This window comes from Curtobacterium sp. MCSS17_008, from assembly GCF_003234185.1.
GTDB lineage: Bacteria > Actinomycetota > Actinomycetes > Actinomycetales > Microbacteriaceae > Curtobacterium.
Genome location: NZ_QKSM01000004.1, coordinates 13,268 through 29,415, shown reverse-complemented (window position 1 = coordinate 29,415; position 16,148 = coordinate 13,268). Strand labels below are relative to the sequence as shown.

The window sequence follows — 16,148 nt, the reverse complement described above, 5'->3', positions numbered from 1 at the left end:
CGCGCCTCCAGCCTGTGGAGGACGCGGCCCGCACGACGATCCCGGCCCCGCCGGGGCCGCGCCGTCACTCGTCCTTCGTGCGTCCCGCGCTCTCGCGGATGCGGATGCCCTCGAGCACGTCCTGCGCGTGCTTCTCGTCCTGCTTCTCGATCTGGCGGGTGTCGCGCTCGGGGAGCTGGATGTCCTCCTCGGCGCGGATGCCCGCCTGCAGCTGGCGACCGCGCTCGAGCTCGGCGTCGAACTCGGCGCCGAAGAGCAGCGCGTTGTTCGTGATCCAGATCCACAGCAGGAACACGATCACGCCACCGAGGGACCCGTACGTCGCGTTGTAGTTCGAGAAGTTGCCGACGTAGAAGCCGAAGCCGACGCTCGCGATGATCCAGATCGTGATGCCGACCAGGGCACCGCCGCTCACCCACTTGAACTTCGACTGGCGGACGTTCGGCGCCCAGTAGTACAGCACCGCCACGACGATGATCATGACCACGAGCAGGATCGGCCACTGCACGATCGACACCACCAGGGCGGCGACGTCGCCGAGACCGATGACGTCGCCGAAGTTCCGGGCGAGCGGACCGGAGACGAGCACGAGCAGACCGATGACGAGCAGCACGACGGTGAAGACCGTCACACCGAGCATCGTCGGGCGGAGCTTCCAGATCGGACGCCCCTCGCGCACGTTGTAGATGCGGTTCATCGCGCGGCCGAAGGCGCCGACGTACCCGGAGGCCGACCACAGCGCGCCGAGGATACCGACGATGAACGTCACCGGGGCGGCGGGCGACCGGACGAGCCCCTCGACGGGGTTCCGCAGCAGGTCTGCGACCTGCCCGCCGCCCACGTTGGTGATGACCTCGAGCAGGCTGTCGATCGTGTCCCTCGGGTTCGACACGAGGCCGAGGATCGACACCACCGCCAGCAGGCCGGGGAAGAGCGCGAGCACCGTGTAGTACGTCAGGCTCGCGGCGAGGTCGGTGCACTGGTCGCTCGAGAACTCCCGCAGGGTCTTCTTGAGCGTGTAGGTGAAGGACGGCTTGGTGAGGTCCGTCGGGCTGTCGGGCTTCCGGGGGTCGTCCGGAGCGGGCTTGTGCTGCTCGTCGTGGTGCGCCATGGTCTAGCCCCTCGCCTTCGCGGCGGCCTTGGCCGCCGCCTTCGACCGCTTCGCGGCCTGCTTCCGGTTCTTGTTCGCCCGACGCTGGACGGCGACGATGCCCACCCGCTGCTTCACCCGGTTCTTGTGCGCCGGGTCACGCTCGAGTGCCTCCTCGGCCGCCTTGCGACGGGCCTTCCGAGCCTTCCGGCCGCCCTTCGCCTGGTCGGCGTCGAGTTCGCCGCGCGCGCCGAACGGCAGCAGGGCGGTGAACGCCGTCGACGCCGACGGACGGTCGAGGTGCCCGGCGTCGGTCCGACCGATCCGGGTGCCGAGGACGATCGCCGCGATGCCGGTGGCCGCCGTCACCGCCATCGCCACGAGCGGGGTGGGGTCGCGGTGCCAGCGCTGACGTGCCTTCGCCACCGCCAGTCGGGTGCGGGCGGGCACGTCGGAGCGCCGCCTGATCTCGCTGACGCTGTCCGTCAGGCGTTCGCGGGTCCGCACGTTGGCGAGCTCCAGCTCGGGGATGCTGTCCTTGGCCATGCATCGTGCCTACCAGGCGGTACCCGGCACTGCACCGAGCGACCGCGGTCTACGGTCCAGTCCATGCTCTTCCGGGACGTCGCCGAGGGGATCCACCGCCTCGAGATCGCACACACGAACACGTACCTCGTCGAGACGGGCGACCAGCTGCTCGTCGTCGACGCGGGACTCCCCGCCGCGTGGCCGCACCTGCTGCTCGCCGTGCACGACCTCGGGTACTCGCCCGACCGGGTCGAGGGCCTGCTGCTCACGCACGGGCACTTCGACCACGTCGGCACCGCGGCCCGGATGCACCGGGAGTGGGGCACGCCCGTCTACGTGCACCCCGGTGACCGCGCCCTCGCCGCCCACCCGTACTCGTACCGGCCGCAGACGAACCGCTTCGGCTTCGTCGCGCTGCACCCCGGCGGGTTGGCACCCCTCGGCCGGATGCTGCTCGCCGGTGCGGCCACGGTCGACGGGATCGAGGACACCGAGCCCCTGGAGTCACGGGCCGACGTCCCCGGCACGCCGTGGATCATCGAGACGCCCGGGCACACGGACGGACACGTCGCGCTGCACTTCGCCGACCGGGACGCCCTGATCGTGGGTGACGCCCTGGTCACCTTCGACCCGTACACGGGTGGGATCGGACCGCGCGTGGTCGCGCCGGCCGCGACGTCGGACGTCGACGAGGCGGTCGCATCGCTCGGTCGGCTCGAGGACACCGAGGCGCGGCACGTCCTGCCCGGCCACGGGCCCGCGTTCGACCGGGGTGTCCGCGCCGCGGTCGCGCAGGCCCGGCGGGTCGCGGGCGTCGCGTAGCGCGTCGGCGCTGTCGCGGACGCGACATCCTGCCGCGACGGCTCGCGTCGGCCTGTCGCTCGTCGGGCAGCGGGGCCGGGCCGGCGGCGGACGGGAGGCGCGTGGCGGCCCCGCCCCGTGCCTCCCGACCGGTGCGGCGTGCGTCCCCGCGTGCCCGTTCCTTCCCAGGACGGTTGCGATGGCTGGTGGGAACGGGCGTACCTGGTCGAACGGAACAACCAGGTACGCCCGAATCGACCAGGTACGCCCGGAAGCGCCGGGCAGGGCGGGCCGGGGGCGCCGGGCTCGCCCGGGGCGGGCGTCCTACTCGGGCAGCACCACGTCCTCGGGGCGGCCGGACACGGCGGAGCGGCCCGCTGCCTCCATGAGCGCGAGGCTGCGGAGGTTGTCGCGACCGCTCGTCTGCGGGGCCGGCCCACCCTCGACCGAGCGCGCGAAGGCCTGCAGCCCGCCCTGTCGATCGGTGTGCTCGAGCGTCGGGAGCTCGACCGCCTCGGCCTCGGCGTCCTGGTCGGCACGGAGCGTCACACGGTCCCCGGCGACCTCGCTCGGGGAGCCGTCGCGGCTCGTGAACCAGATCTCGCCGTCCTCGCCCTGGATGCTCCACTCCCCCGCCCACGCGGTCCGCGGCGCACGCGACAGCCAGCTGCCGCGGTAGCTCACCACGAGCCCGTCCTCGAGCTCGATGATCATCGACGCGACGGCCTCGTCCTGGTACTTGCTGTAGCTCGGGTACGACGTGCGGGCGTAGACGCGGACGGCCTCGAGCCCGGTGATCATCCGGAGCAGGTCGAAGTGGTGGATCGCCATGTCGTTGATCATCGGGTGCGGGAACCGGTAGTGCGGGTAGGTCTCGACGGGCTGGTCGTTGTCCCACTGCCGGAAGTCGATGCTGATCGCGGACAGCTCACCGACCTCCTTCGCCGCGAGCAGCTCCTTGACCACGCGGGGTGCCGGGTACCAGCGGTAGTTCTGGCTGACCTGCAGCACGAGCCCGAGCTCCTCGGCACGCCGGACGGCGGTGAGCGCCTCGTCGGTGGAGTTCGCGAAGGGCTTCTCGACGAGCACGTGCTTGCCGGCCTCGAGGGCCTCGAGCGCGAGCGGCACGTGCGTGACCGCCGGGGCGGTGATGACGACGGCGTCGGCCTCGACCCCGGCGAGCGCCTCGGTCAGCGAGGGGAACGCGGCCGACTCGGGCATGCCGAGGTCCTGGCGCACGGCGTCCAGCGTCGCGGGGACCGGGTCGACGAGCCCGACCACCTCCACTTCGGTGACCTGCGGGATGGCGGTGCGGGCCCAGTTGCCGCCCCACCCTCCGAGACCGACGTGGATGATGCGGACCGTCATGCGTGCACTCCTTCGTGGCTGCGGCGCCACGACTCCCGCGGCGCGTGCGTCCAGTCTGTCAGGGCGGCGACGAGTGTCGCGCAGGGGACCGCCGGCGCCCCGTCGATGGAGCAGAAGACGTCGAGTGCGTTCCCCCGACCCGACGTCTTCTGCTCCATTGATGAACGGCGCGGGCGCAGGCGCGGGCGCCCCACGCGTCAGTGCGCCAGTGCGTCAGTGCGTCCAGGCGAACGCGATGAGGGCCATCGTCACGATGAAGCCCGCCAGGTAGTTGATCCACAGGAACCGCTTCCACCCGGCGTTCGCCGACTCGGCGCCGGCGTCGGTGACGTTCCACCACGGCAGCACGTTCAGCGCGTACGGCACCACGACGACCGCGGCGATCGGCCCCGGGAACGCCGAGAACAGCAGCGTCACCCCGGCGACGAGGTAGGCGACGAACGCCAGGCGCACGGTCGCCCGCGCGCCGATCACGGTCGCCACGGAGCCGATGCCCCCGGCCCGGTCGGCCAGGACGTCCTGCACGGCACCGAACGCGTGCGAGGCCACACCCCACAGGAAGAACGCCGCGCACACCGCGACGAGCTGTCCTGTCCAGTGCGGCCCGGCGAGCGCGAGCCCGTACACCGCCGGCGACACGAAGTGCGTCGACGAGGTCAGTGAGTCGAGGAACGGCTTCTCCTTGAACCGCAGCCCCGGCGCCGAGTAGGCGATCACCGCGAAGACGCTGACCGCGAGGACGAGCCACGACCACGGCCCGTTGCCGGACAGCGCGCCGAGCACCACGAGCGCGACGAGGAACGGCACGTTCGTGACGACGACCGCCCACAGCGTGGCGCGGTGCACGCTCTTGTCGAGCAGCGCCCCCTCGACCCCGCCCTTCCGCGGGTTCCGCAGGTCCGACTCGTAGTCGAAGACGTCGTTGATGCCGTACATCGCCAGGTTGTACGGCACGAGGAAGTAGACGACACCGACCAGGAACGCGACGAGCGAGAACCCGCCGCCACCGTCGACCCCGACGCCGCTGCCGAGCAGGTACGCGGCGCCGAACGGGTAGGCGGTGTTCACCCAGCTGATCGGTCGTGACGACACGAAGAGCGCCCGCAGGGTCGACGGCCGGGAGGCGGTGGTGGCGTTCACGGGGTCTCCTCCGGTCGACGGGGTGGTTGGCTCGGGCGTTCCGACCGTACCGGTCGCTCGGCGCGCGGGCGGTCGAGCAGGACCCAGCAGCTCGGCAGCAGCAGGGCGGCGCCGATCGAGTAGGCGAGGTCCTCGACGGGGAACAGGCCGACCCGCGCCCCGGAGACGAGTGCGGGGTCGTACGCGACGATCCCGAGCCCGACGATCACGTTGTTGAAGACGCCGGTCATGACGAGCAGGACGGCTCCGGCGAGCACGGCGCTGACGACCCCGACCGGACGGCGGCCGGCACCGTGGCGACGGGCGGCGACCGCACCGGCGGCCACCGCGACGAGCGCCGCGACGCCGAGGAACGGCACCGCGAGCAGTGCGTACGTCGCCGTCCCGGTCACGGCCGGCTCCCCTCGTCGAGGCCGTCCGTCTGGTCGGGCCGGTCGAGCCGACGGGCCACGACGGCGCGCAGGGCGCCGAAGAGGTCCATCGTGGTCCAGCACAGGAGCACGAGGAAGAAGACCTCCTCGAGCGGCACCTCCGGAGCGAGCAGCACGCCCGTGAGCAGCTCGTTCTGCCCGATGAAGAAGATCCCGAGGTGGACGCCGGCGACGTCCCACACCAGGAAGAACACGAGCCCGATCACCATCACGGCCGCGGCCCGCAGGGGGCTGCGCCAGAAGAACAACCGGTACCGGGCGTCGAGGACCGCGATGCCTGCGATCGACACCACGAGTCCGGCGAGGTAGGCCCCCGGCATCAGCCCGCTGTCCGGGCGGACGCCGCCGTCGACGACCCGGCCGGACCCGACAGCGGCGCCGGCAGCGGCGTCGGCAGCGGCTCGGTCGAGGTGTCGCCGTGGATGCGCTTGAGCAGCACCTCGGCGCTGATCAGGCACATCGGCAGCCCGATGCCCGGGGTGGTCGACGCGCCCGCGTAGTACAGCCCCTCGACCTTGCCGGAGACGTTCTTCTCGCGGAAGAACGCGCTCTGCACCAGGGTGTGCGCGGGCCCGAGCATGGAGCCGCTCCACGCGTTGTAGTCGTCGGCGAAGTCCTGCGGGCCGATCGTGCGGCGGACCCGGACGCGGTCGCGCAGGTCCGGCACGCCTGCTCGCTCGGCGATGACCTCGATCGCCCGGTCCGCGATCCGCTCGACCTCCGGGTCGCCGGCACCGTCGATCCCGCCCCGGCCGATGGTCAGGTCGGCGGGCAGGGGCACGAGGACGAACAGGTTGCTCGACCCCGCGGGTGCGACGGAGTCGTCGGTCTCCGACGGGGCGCAGACGTAGATCGACGCCGGGTCCGGCACGTGCCGGTCCTTCCCGAAGATCGCGCCGAAGTTCGCTTCCCAGTCGGCGGTGAACACGAGCGTGTGGTGCAGGAGCCCGGGCACGGGTCCGTCGACGCCGAGGTAGGCGAGCACGGCGCTCGGCCCGGGGTCGCGCTTCCGCCAGTGCGGCTCCGGGTACGTCCGGTGCTCCGCGTCGAGCAGGTGCAGCTCGGTGTGGTGCAGGTCCGCGGCGCTCACCACCAGGTCGGCCGGCACCGTGTGCTCGGCACCGGAGGCGTCGCGGTGCACGACGCCCGTGACGTGGCCGTCCTCGACGACGATGCGCTCGACGGTCGCACCGGTGGTGATCGCGGCGCCCTCGCGACGGGCGACGCGTTCGACGGCGGCGATGACCTCGGTGATGCCGCCCTTCGGGTAGAGCACCCCGTCGGCCAGGTCGAGGTGGCTCATCAGGTGGTACATGCTCGGCGCGGCGTACGGGCTGGTGCCGAGGAAGACGGCCGGGTAGCCGAGGACCTGCCAGAGCCGTCGGTCCCGCACGGCCTTCGACGCGAACGCCGACAGCGGCTGGAGCAGCAGTCGTGCGAGCTTCGGCAGCCGGCGGAGCACGTCCGGGGCAGCGAGCTTCGTCAGGTCCTGGAACGTCGTGTAGAGGAACCGCCGGACGGCCATCGCGTAGGTGTCCTCGGCCGAGTCGAGGTACTTCCGCATCCGCTCGCCGGCGCCGGGCTCGATGGACTCGAAGAGCGCGATGTTCGCCTCGCGGTCAGCGCGCAGGTCGATCGGCTCGTCGTGGCCCTCGCTGTAGACGCGGTAGCCCGGGTCGAGCCGCACGAGGTCCATCTCGGCGTCGGCGGTGGTGTCGAGCAGCCGGAAGAAGTGGTCGAACACCTCGGGCATGAGGTACCACGACGGGCCGGTGTCGAACCGGAAGCCGTCCTGCTCCCACGACCCGGCACGGCCGCCGAGCTGGTCGCGCTGCTCGAGCACGGTGACGGCGTAGCCGTCACGCGCCAGCAACGCGGCGGACGCGAGTCCGCTGATGCCGCCGCCGACGATGACGGCACGTCGGGCGGGCACCGCACGGCCCGGGGCGGGACGTGACGGACGGGAGGCGCGGGGCGGGGTCATGCACGGCCTCCAGACCGGTGGTGGGCTGCGCGGGACGGCAGCGGGGCGCGACCGGCGAGCACGCGCGCGGCGAGCTGCGCCTTCACCGGGTTCGGCACGCGCACGCGCGTCGTCACGAGGCGGTCCGCCGGGCACGCGGCGATCCGGTCGTTGAGCTCCTGGAACAACGCGTGCGCGAGCCCGACGGCCTTGCGCGCGTCGACCGGGAGCAGCGGGACCGTCAGCGCGGCGCGGTCCAGGTCCGCCTGCACGTCGGCGACGAGGCGCACCTTGGTGGCCTCGTCGAAGGTGCGGACGTCGACGCCCGGGAAGTACGAGCGGCCGAGCACCTCGAAGTCGGCGTGCAGGTCGCGCAGGAAGTTGACCTTCTGGAACGCGGCCCCGAGCGCCCGTGCGCCGTCGACGAGCACGGCCTCGTCGAAGGTCGGTCGACCGGCGCGGTGGACGAAGGCGCGCAGGCACATCAGCCCGACGACCTCGGCGGAGCCGTACACGTAGCGGTCGAACGACTCCTGGTCGTGCTCGGTGCGCTCGAGGTCCATCCGCATCGACGCGAAGAACGGCTTCGTGAGCTCGGCACCGAAGCCGGTCGTGCGCGCGGTGCGGGCGAAGGCGTGCACGACGGGGTTCACCGAGAAGCCGAGCGCCATCGCCCGCTCGGTGTCCGCCTCGAGCTCGTCGAGCACGGTGCGGGCGAGGTCGTGGTCGAGCCCGGCCTCGGTCGCCGGGCCGTCGACGACCTCGTCGGCGACGCGGACCAGGGCGTACACGTTGCGGATGTGCTCGCGGGTGTCCTTCGTGAGGAGCCGGCTCGCGAGCCCGAACGAGGTCGAGTAGCGCTCGATGACGACCCCGGACGCAGCCTCGGCCGTCGCGTCGTACAGGGGCAGACGCGGTGGTGCGGTCTGGGTCACCGCACGCGCTCCAGCAGTTCGGACACCAGGTGCTCCAGTCGTTCGGCGAGCTCGTACGGCAGCGCCGACAGCTCGGCACGGGCGAGTGCGGCGTGCTCGGCGATCCGGGACTCGGCCGCCGCCTTGGCGCCGCAGGTCTCCAGGGTCGCACGCAGTTCGGCGGCGCGCTCCTCGGTCAGGTCCGGGTCGCCGAGGTAGGGGGCGATGTCCCCCCAGCAGTCGGTGGTCGCGGCGTAGGCGATGAGCATCGTGCGCTTGCCCTCGCGCAGGTCACCGAGCACCGACTTACCGGTGACGGACTCGTCGCCGTACACCCCGAGCAGGTCGTCGACGATCTGGTAGGCGATGCCGATCTCCCGCCCGAAGGCGCCGAGCGCGGCGACGACGGACTCGTCGGCCCCGGCGAGCACGGCGCCGGACTGCAGCGGGGCCTCGAACGAGTACACGCTCGTCTTCGCGCGCTCCATCGCCAGGACCTCGTCCACCGTGGGCATCACGCCGAGTGCGAGGTCGACGTCGGTCATCTCGCCGGCGGCGCTCGCGAAGACCGCGTCGTCGAGGATCTCGAGCAGACGGCTCCGACGCTCGCCGGTCACGCCGGAGGCCTCGATGAAGCGGGTGGTGGCCGCGAGCGCGAGGTCTCCGGCGATGACGGCGGCGCTCACCCCGCGGTGCTCGGCCGTCGGCAGCGCCAGGCCGCCGGTGGTGCCGGTGTCACGGAACGAGCCCGCGACGTTCGGTCGGCCGCGGCGCGACCAGTCGCGGTCGATGACGTCGTCGTGCACGACGAGCGCGGTGTGCAGCAGCTCGTAGGCCGCTGCGACGTTCGCCGCGGCGAGCCCGTCGCTGCCCCCGAGTCCGCTGTAGGCGGTCAGGACCATGCGGGGGCGGAAGCGCTTCCCGCCCATGCTCGCCTTGCGGAGCACGCGCCAGAGCTCCTCGGACGGTCTGCCGAACCGACGCGCACGGGCCGACGACACCGCGAAGAAGCGCTCGATGCAGTCGTCGACCAGTGCGAGGTCGATCTGCGCCACGGTGGCCGCTTCCTCGCTCATTGGCCTAACCTATCGAGGCAGATGAACACTTTCCCGGAAACCGTTGTGCTGCTGGCCGACGACCGTACCCCGGTCGGGACGGCGGACAAGTTCGCGGTGCACACCGACCAGACGCCCCTCCACCTCGCGTTCTCGTGCCACGTGCGGAACGCCGACGGCCAGGTCCTGGTGACCCGTCGTGCGCTGTCGAAGAAGACGTGGCCGGGGGTGTGGACGAACACGTTCTGCGGGCACCCCGGTCCGGACGAGGCGTTCGAGGACGCGATCGCCCGTCGCGCCTCGCGCGAGCTCGGGATCACCGTCCGCGACGTCGAGCTCGTGCTGCCCGACTTCCGGTACCGCGCGGTCGACGCGTCGGGCATAGTCGAGAACGAGGTCTGCCCGGTGTTCCGTGCCGTGACCGACGACGTGCCGGCCCCTGCGGACGACGAGGTCGCCGAGTACGCGTGGGTGTCCGAGGAGTCCCTGCGCGAGTCCGTCGCCGGTGCACCCTTCGCCTGGAGCCCCTGGCTCGGGTGGCAGCTCACGGAGCTCGAGCAGGCGGGCCTGCACATCACGCGCTGACGCGTCGCGCCGAGGCTCGTCCCGGGAGCGCGACCGGCTGCCGGGGAGCAGCACCGCGGCCTGACGCCCGGCTGGTGCCACGGCTGCCCGCCTGGCGCAGGGCTGCGGACGGCTGCGCAGGGCTGCGCCCGGCTGATGCCATGGCCACGCCCGCATGGCGCACGGCTGCGCCCGCCTGGCGCCACGGCTGGCGCGCAGGTCGCGGGCGTGCATAATGATCTGGCTCGGAATGTGAACGTGCACATCGGCGTGCCACGGCCCCGGGCGGGAGAGAGCAACGATGGCGTCACCGCGGACACAGCAACCGCGCTCGCCCAGCATCCGCGACGTCGCGCGGGTCGCCGGCGTCTCGCACCAGACCGTGTCGCGCGTGCTCAACAACTCGGACGCGATCCGGGCGGAGACCAAGGACCGCGTGCTCGCGGCGATGGAGCAGCTGCAGTACCGGCCGAACCGTGCCGCCCGCGCCCTCGTCACGAGCCGGACGCACACCATCGGCGTGCTCACGGCGCAGCGGTCGCACTACGGCCCCGCGGCGACGATGCAGGCGATCGAGGACGCCGCCGTCGCCCGGGGCTACTCGGTGACGACGTCGAACATCGCCGCGGCCACCGACGAGGCGGTCCGCGACGGTCTCGGCCACCTGCTCGACCAGGACGTCGAGGGGATCATCGTCATCGCGCCGCAGCAGCGCGTGTTCGACCTCATCGAGGAGCTCGGCATGCGGACGCCCTACGTGGCGCTCCGCACGAGCGCGGCCGACGAGCCCACGACGCTCTTCATCGACCAGATGGAGGGCGCCCGGCTCGCGACCGCGCACCTGCTCGACCTCGGGCACGAGTACGTCCGGCACATCGCGGGGCCCCAGGACTGGATCGAGGCCGACGCCCGGATGCAGGGGTTCCTGCGCGAGATGAGCGACCGGGACATGCCCGTGGTCGCGCCGGTCCTCGGGGACTGGACGGCGGACTTCGGGTACCACGCCGGCCGTGAGCTCCTGCGGTTCCGGGACTGCACGGCGATCTTCTGCTCGAACGACGCGATGGCGCTCGGCGTCATGCACGCGGCGCGGTCCTACGGGCTCGACGTGCCCGGCGACCTGTCGGTGGTGGGGTACGACGACATCCCGGAGGCGAAGCACCTCTGGCCGCCGCTGACGACCGTGCAGGTGGACTTCCCCGAGCTCGGCCGGCGCTGCGTGGAGCTGCTCCTGCCGTCGGAGGACCAGGCGCTCCGGCCGGTCGACCTCGTGCCGCAGCTCATCGTGCGCGGCTCGTCGGGCGCACCGCGGCGTCGCTGACGCGACCCCCGACCCCCGTCGGACGGGCGGCCCGGGGCAGCGCCGCCCCGCGCCTCCCGTCCGTCCCGTCCCGACCGCTTCGCTCTGGTCGCAGGACCTGCCGCTCACGTTCGCCCCGCGCAGCGAGTTCCGCGACCCGAACGACCGCGGGCGGCGCGTCCTGCGACCGGAGCTGCCACCCTTCCATCAGGAGGTTCGGTGCCAGACCGGTCCGCGCCTCCCGTCCGTCCCGTCCCCACCGGCTCGCTCTGGTCGCACGACCTGCCGCTCACGTTCGCCCCGCGCGGCGCGTTCCGCGACCGGAAGGACCGCACGCGGCGCGTCCTGCGACCGGAACCACCGCGCACGGCGCCGCGGGCGACCGGAGCGGGGCCACGGGACACCCGGTGGCGGTGCCGGACCACTCCGTCCCCCCACCTCGGGGGACGGCCGCGCCCGGGTTCCGCCAGATCGCGCGGGCCGTTACACAAACGCAACCGGACCGAATTGACAGCCGTGACGGGGCTGTGCGTAAATTACCTCCGTTCTGCTGATGTGACCGTTCACATGGACCGTCACATCGCCGGTCGGAAACGACCCCGAGCGGAACACCGGACGCGACAACGAGGTCCACGCAGGTGCTCCTGCGCCCCCGATGCCGCAGCTCACCACCCGAAGGACTGCCGCACCGCAGCGGCAGAAGGAGATGCACCGTGGCGTCAACCCCACAGGGACCGGACCTGGCCACCAGGTCCGTCACCAGCGCCGAGACCATCCTCGAGATGCGGTCGATCACCAAGGAGTTCCCTGGTGTGAAGGCACTCTCGGACGTGTCGCTCAGCGTCCGCGCCGGCGAGATCCACGCGATCTGCGGCGAGAACGGCGCCGGCAAGTCGACCCTCATGAAGGTGCTGTCGGGCGTCTACCCGTACGGCACGTACAGCGGCGAGATCGTCTACGAGGGCGAAGAGGTCCGCTTCAAGGACATCAAGCAGTCCGAGCAGGCCGGCATCGTCATCATCCACCAGGAGCTCGCGCTCATCCCCGAGCTGTCGATCACCGAGAACCTGTTCCTCGGCAACGAGCCCGGCAAGTTCGGCGTCATCGACTGGACCAGCGCCCAGCTGCGCGCGCAGGACCTGCTCGCCCGCGTCGGCCTCGACGAGGACCCGGACACGCAGATCAAGAACCTCGGTGTCGGCAAGCAGCAGCTCGTCGAGATCGCGAAGGCCCTGCACAAGGACGTCAAGCTCCTCATCCTCGACGAGCCGACCGCGGCGCTCAACGAGAACGACTCGCAGCACCTGCTCGACCTGATCGTCGGGCTGAAGTCGAAGGGCATCGCGAGCATCATCATCAGCCACAAGCTCAACGAGATCGAGCAGATCGCGGACGAGATCACGATCATCCGTGACGGCAAGGCGATCGAGACCCTCAACGTGAAGGGCGACGGCGTCAACGAGGACCGCATCATCCGCGGGATGGTCGGCCGCTCGCTCGAGAGCCGGTTCCCGGACCGCACGCCGAAGATCGGCGAGGTCTTCTTCGAGGTCAAGAACTGGACCGTCCAGCACCCGCAGGACCCCTCGCGCCTGGTCGCCAAGGGTTCGAACTTCCACGTCCGCCGTGGTGAGATCGTCGGCTTCGCGGGCCTGATGGGCGCCGGCCGCACGGAGCTCGCGATGAGCATCTTCGGCCGCTCGTACGGCACCTTCGTCGACGGCCAGATCATCAAGGACGGCCGCGAGATCAAGGTCACGAACGTCCAGCAGGCGATCGCGAACGGTCTCGGCTACGTCTCCGAGGACCGCAAGGCGCTCGGCCTCAACCTGCTCGACACGGTGAAGCGCTCCACGGTGGCCGCCGACCTGCCGAAGATCTCGAAGGCCGGTGTCGTGGACTCCCTGCAGGAGTACGACGTCGCCGAGAAGTACCGCAAGATGCTCCGCACGAAGGTGCCCTCGGTCGAGGACAACGTCGGCAAGCTGTCCGGCGGGAACCAGCAGAAGGTCGTCCTGTCGAAGTGGATGTTCACCGACCCCGACCTGCTGATCCTCGACGAGCCGACCCGCGGCATCGACGTGGGCGCGAAGTTCGAGATCTACGGCATCATCCAGCAGCTCGCGGCACAGGGGAAGGGCATCATCCTCATCTCCTCCGAGCTCCCCGAACTCCTCGGCCTCTCCGACCGGATCTACACGATCTTCGAGGGCCAGATCACGGCCGACGTCCCCGCGGACCAGGCAGATCCCGAAACGCTCATGCGCAGCATGACCTCCGCGCGGAAGGGCGCACTCGTCTCATGAAGAACCTGAAACTGCTCTTCGGCAAGGGCAACAGCATCGGCCAGTACGGCATGATCATCGCGTTGATCGCGATCCTGATCATCTTCTCGATCTGGACCAAGGGCCTCATCCTCGAGCCCACGAACATCATCAACGTCTTCCTGCAGTACTCCTACATCCTCATCCTGGCGCTGGGGATGGTCATGGTGATCATCGCCGGCCACATCGACCTGTCGGTCGGTTCGGTCGCGGCGTTCACCGGCATCATCGTCGCCCAGTCGATGGCGCAGTGGAACTTCCCGGCGTGGGCCGCGATCCTCCTCGGCCTCGCCGTGGGTGCGGCCGTCGGTGCGTGGCAGGGCTTCTGGGTGGCGTTCGTGAAGGTCCCGGCCTTCATCGTGACCCTGGCCGGTCAGCTCATCTTCCGCGGTGCGAACCAGATCATCGGCAACTCGACCTCGCAGCCGGTGCCGGACGACTACGCGCAGATCGGTTCGGGCTTCCTGCCCGACTTCGGCCCGGACTTCGGGTTCTCGAACGGCACGCTCATGCTCGGCCTCATCACCTGCCTGGTGCTGATCTTCCTCGAGTTCCGCGGTCGTCAGCGTCGCAAGAAGATGCACGCCGACGTCGTCCCGCTCTGGGTCTCGATCGTCCGCACGGGCATCCTGGTGGCCGTCACCCTCGTCGCCACCTACCTGTTCGCCGCTGGCCCCGCCGGCACCTCGATCCCGGTCGTCGCGATCATCCTCGGTGTCCTGACCATCGTCTACGGCTTCCTCACCAAGAACACGATCTTCGGCCGCCAGGTCTACGCGGTCGGTGGCAACGCGAACGCCGCCGTCCTGTCCGGCGTCAGCGCCCGCAAGGTCAACTTCTTCGTCATGATGAACATGTCGGTCCTGGCCGCCATCGCCGGCATGGTCTTCGTCGGCTACTCGGGCGCCTCGGGCCCCGCTGACGGCACCGGCTGGGAGCTCGACGCGATCGCCGCCGTGTTCGTCGGTGGCGCCGCGGTCGCGGGTGGCATCGGCACGATCTCCGGGTCGATCATCGGTGGTCTCGTCATGGCCCTGCTGTCCAACGGTCTGTCGCTGGTGGGCCTCGAGTCCAACCGCGTCCAGATCATCCGCGGTCTCGTCCTGCTCGTCGCCGTCGCCTTCGACGTCTACTCGAAGTCGCAGGGTCGTCCGTCCCTGATCGGCGGGATGCTGAAGCAGTTCCAGCGGAAGGACACCGAACAGAACACGGTGGCCGCGCAGCAGCCGCGGAGCATCGAGGACCAGCCCGAGAAGGTCAACGTCCAGTAACGCGTGGCGGGCGGCCACCCCGGTGGCCGCCCGCACGGATCCCCCTCACAGCACCACCCCTCAACGAAGAGAAAGCAATCTCATGCGCAAGAAGCTCATCGCCGGCATCGGTCTGGCACTCGTCGCGGGCATGGCCCTCAGCGGCTGCTCGGCCCGCGGCAACTCCGACGCCGGCTCCGGCTCGTCGGACGGCGCCTCGAACGTCCAGATCGAGAAGGGCGCCCTGATCGGCGTCGCGCTCCCCGCCAAGACCTCGCAGAACTGGGTGCTCGCGGGTGACGCCTTCGAGAAGTCCATCGAGGAGGCCGGCTTCAAGGCCGACATCCAGTACGCGAACGCCGGCAACCCGGTTCCGGACCAGCAGGCCCAGATCCAGTCGATGGTCACCAAGGGCGCGAAGGCGATCATCATCGGTGCCGCCGACGGTTCGCAGCTCGGCACGCAGGTCGCCGCGGCGAAGAAGTCCGGCGCGGTCGTCATCGCCTGGGACCGCAACATCCTGAACACCGAGAACGTCGACTACTACGTCGCGTTCAACAACTTCAAGGTCGGCCAGCTGCAGGGGCAGGCCCTGCTCGACGGCATGAAGGAGAAGAAGGCCAAGGGCCCGTACAACATCGAGCTCTTCTCCGGCTCGCCCGACGACGCCAACGCGAAGGTCTTCTTCAACGGCGCCATGGACGTGCTCCAGCCGAAGATCGACGACGGCACCGTCAAGGTCGTCTCGGGTCGCACCAGCTTCTCGGAGACCAACACGCAGGGCTGGCTCGCGCAGAACGCCCAGTCGCGCATGACCGACATCCTGACGAAGTCGTACACCGACACCGAGCTCGACGGCGTCCTGTCGCCGAACGACACCCTGGCCCGTGCGATCCTGACCGCGACCGCTGCGGCCGGTAAGCCGAACCCGGTCGTCACCGGTCAGGACTCCGAGACCGCTTCGATCCCGCTCATCATGCAGGGCAAGCAGTACTCGACGATCTACAAGAACACCACCGACGAGGCCCAGGCCGCGATCGACCTGGTTTCCGACCTGGCCGACGGCAAGACCCCGGAGACCACCGAGGACAAGAACAACGACAACGGCAAGAAGATCGTGCCGGCCGTCGAGCTGACCCCGGTCCTGGTCACCAAGGAGAACGCGGTCGAGGCCTACAAGGGCAACGACACCCTCGAGGAGCTCGCCAAGAAGGGCTGATCCCCTTCCGCAGCAGCACCACAGCACGAGGAAGGCCCCGTCTCGCTCCGGCGAGACGGGGCCTTCCCGCGTTCCGGGGCGTTCGCGAAACGCCGGCGTCGCGGCGGGACGCCGCGGTCCACGCGAGACGCCGCCACTTCCGGCGGCGTCTCGCCGCCCCGCGACTGTCTCGCGCAGACGCCCCCGTCTCGCGGGACGCGC

Annotated in this window: 15 protein-coding genes; 6 read left to right on the top strand and 9 right to left on the bottom strand. The window is 70.8% G+C overall.

Annotated elements, in window-relative coordinates; all coding sequences use genetic code 11:
- Nucleotides 1-64 precede the first annotated feature (64 nt).
- Together DEJ23_RS05880 and DEJ23_RS05875 are read right to left on the bottom strand one after the other, a co-directional pair.
- Complete coding sequence (locus DEJ23_RS05880; protein WP_111239349.1) at nucleotides 65-1,111, bottom strand: YihY/virulence factor BrkB family protein; 1,047 nt, start codon at nucleotides 1,109-1,111, stop codon at nucleotides 65-67.
- Between the two features lie 3 nt (nucleotides 1,112-1,114).
- Nucleotides 1,115-1,636 (bottom strand): hypothetical protein, encoded by a 522-nt coding sequence (locus DEJ23_RS05875; protein WP_111239348.1) that lies wholly within the window; start codon nucleotides 1,634-1,636, stop codon nucleotides 1,115-1,117.
- 63 nt (nucleotides 1,637-1,699) lie between these two features.
- Between DEJ23_RS05875 and DEJ23_RS05870 the strand changes: the two genes are divergently transcribed.
- Nucleotides 1,700-2,440: an MBL fold metallo-hydrolase gene (locus tag DEJ23_RS05870; protein WP_111239347.1), complete on the top strand. Its 741-nt coding sequence runs from the start codon at nucleotides 1,700-1,702 to the stop codon at nucleotides 2,438-2,440.
- A gap of 303 nt (nucleotides 2,441-2,743) precedes the next feature.
- On the opposite strand, the gene DEJ23_RS05865 is transcribed toward DEJ23_RS05870, so the two are convergent.
- The 7 genes from DEJ23_RS05865 to DEJ23_RS05835 all read right to left on the bottom strand — a co-directional run bounded on the left by DEJ23_RS05865 (nucleotide 2,744) and on the right by DEJ23_RS05835 (nucleotide 9,311).
- Nucleotides 2,744-3,787, bottom strand: a complete 1,044-nt coding sequence (locus DEJ23_RS05865; RefSeq protein WP_111239346.1) for a Gfo/Idh/MocA family protein — start codon at nucleotides 3,785-3,787, stop codon at nucleotides 2,744-2,746.
- Between the two features lie 213 nt (nucleotides 3,788-4,000).
- Entirely contained in the window at nucleotides 4,001-4,927 is a 927-nt protein-coding gene (locus tag DEJ23_RS05860) for a prenyltransferase (RefSeq protein ID WP_111239345.1), read from the bottom strand.
- On the bottom strand, nucleotides 4,924-5,319 hold the full coding sequence (locus DEJ23_RS05855) for a lycopene cyclase domain-containing protein (protein ID WP_111239344.1): 396 nt from the start codon (nucleotides 5,317-5,319) through the stop codon (nucleotides 4,924-4,926). The genes DEJ23_RS05860 and DEJ23_RS05855 overlap by 4 nt, the downstream gene beginning before the upstream one ends.
- A complete protein-coding gene (locus DEJ23_RS05850) occupies nucleotides 5,316-5,678 on the bottom strand; it encodes a lycopene cyclase domain-containing protein (protein ID WP_111239343.1) in 363 nt (120 codons plus the stop codon). Before DEJ23_RS05850 ends, DEJ23_RS05855 begins: the two co-directional genes overlap by 4 nt.
- A complete protein-coding gene (crtI, locus tag DEJ23_RS05845) occupies nucleotides 5,678-7,342 on the bottom strand; it encodes a phytoene desaturase family protein (protein ID WP_111239342.1) in 1,665 nt (554 codons plus the stop codon). The genes DEJ23_RS05850 and crtI overlap by 1 nt, the downstream gene beginning before the upstream one ends.
- Nucleotides 7,339-8,256 carry a phytoene/squalene synthase family protein gene (locus DEJ23_RS05840; protein WP_111239341.1) on the bottom strand — a complete coding sequence of 306 codons (918 nt, stop codon included), beginning with the start codon at nucleotides 8,254-8,256 and terminating at the stop codon, nucleotides 7,339-7,341. The genes crtI and DEJ23_RS05840 overlap by 4 nt, the downstream gene beginning before the upstream one ends.
- Nucleotides 8,253-9,311: a polyprenyl synthetase family protein gene (locus DEJ23_RS05835; RefSeq protein WP_111239340.1), complete on the bottom strand. Its 1,059-nt coding sequence runs from the start codon at nucleotides 9,309-9,311 to the stop codon at nucleotides 8,253-8,255. Before DEJ23_RS05835 ends, DEJ23_RS05840 begins: the two co-directional genes overlap by 4 nt.
- 21 nt (nucleotides 9,312-9,332) lie before the next feature.
- Between DEJ23_RS05835 and idi the strand changes: the two genes are divergently transcribed.
- The 5 genes from idi to DEJ23_RS05810 all read left to right on the top strand — a co-directional run bounded on the left by idi (nucleotide 9,333) and on the right by DEJ23_RS05810 (nucleotide 15,947).
- Nucleotides 9,333-9,875, top strand: a complete 543-nt coding sequence (idi, locus tag DEJ23_RS05830; protein WP_111239339.1) for an isopentenyl-diphosphate Delta-isomerase — start codon at nucleotides 9,333-9,335, stop codon at nucleotides 9,873-9,875.
- Nucleotides 9,876-10,155: 280 nt separating this feature from the next.
- Nucleotides 10,156-11,175: a LacI family DNA-binding transcriptional regulator gene (locus tag DEJ23_RS05825; protein WP_111239338.1), complete on the top strand. Its 1,020-nt coding sequence runs from the start codon at nucleotides 10,156-10,158 to the stop codon at nucleotides 11,173-11,175.
- A 761-nt stretch (nucleotides 11,176-11,936) separates the two neighbouring features.
- On the top strand, nucleotides 11,937-13,460 hold the full coding sequence (gene mmsA / locus DEJ23_RS05820; protein WP_111239548.1) for a multiple monosaccharide ABC transporter ATP-binding protein: 1,524 nt from the start codon (nucleotides 11,937-11,939) through the stop codon (nucleotides 13,458-13,460).
- Nucleotides 13,457-14,749: a multiple monosaccharide ABC transporter permease gene (gene mmsB / locus DEJ23_RS05815; RefSeq protein WP_111239337.1), complete on the top strand. Its 1,293-nt coding sequence runs from the start codon at nucleotides 13,457-13,459 to the stop codon at nucleotides 14,747-14,749. The genes mmsA and mmsB overlap by 4 nt, the downstream gene beginning before the upstream one ends.
- An 82-nt stretch (nucleotides 14,750-14,831) precedes the next feature.
- Complete coding sequence (locus DEJ23_RS05810) at nucleotides 14,832-15,947, top strand: sugar-binding protein (RefSeq protein ID WP_111239336.1); 1,116 nt, start codon at nucleotides 14,832-14,834, stop codon at nucleotides 15,945-15,947.
- Nucleotides 15,948-16,148 lie beyond the last annotated feature (201 nt).

Coding starts and splice junctions, on each gene's coding strand:
- DEJ23_RS05880 (WP_111239349.1), bottom strand. CDS start 1,111: ATGGCGCACCACGACGAGCAGCACAAGCCCGCTCCGGACGACCCCCGG.
- DEJ23_RS05875 (WP_111239348.1), bottom strand. CDS start 1,636: ATGGCCAAGGACAGCATCCCCGAGCTGGAGCTCGCCAACGTGCGGACC.
- DEJ23_RS05870 (WP_111239347.1), top strand. CDS start 1,700: ATGCTCTTCCGGGACGTCGCCGAGGGGATCCACCGCCTCGAGATCGCA.
- DEJ23_RS05865 (WP_111239346.1), bottom strand. CDS start 3,787: ATGACGGTCCGCATCATCCACGTCGGTCTCGGAGGGTGGGGCGGCAAC.
- DEJ23_RS05850 (WP_111239343.1), bottom strand. CDS start 5,678: ATGCCGGGGGCCTACCTCGCCGGACTCGTGGTGTCGATCGCAGGCATC.
- crtI (WP_111239342.1), bottom strand. CDS start 7,342: ATGACCCCGCCCCGCGCCTCCCGTCCGTCACGTCCCGCCCCGGGCCGT.
- DEJ23_RS05835 (WP_111239340.1), bottom strand. CDS start 9,311: ATGAGCGAGGAAGCGGCCACCGTGGCGCAGATCGACCTCGCACTGGTC.
- idi (WP_111239339.1), top strand. CDS start 9,333: ATGAACACTTTCCCGGAAACCGTTGTGCTGCTGGCCGACGACCGTACC.
- DEJ23_RS05825 (WP_111239338.1), top strand. CDS start 10,156: ATGGCGTCACCGCGGACACAGCAACCGCGCTCGCCCAGCATCCGCGAC.
- mmsA (WP_111239548.1), top strand. CDS start 11,937: ATGCGGTCGATCACCAAGGAGTTCCCTGGTGTGAAGGCACTCTCGGAC.
- mmsB (WP_111239337.1), top strand. CDS start 13,457: ATGAAGAACCTGAAACTGCTCTTCGGCAAGGGCAACAGCATCGGCCAG.
- DEJ23_RS05810 (WP_111239336.1), top strand. CDS start 14,832: ATGCGCAAGAAGCTCATCGCCGGCATCGGTCTGGCACTCGTCGCGGGC.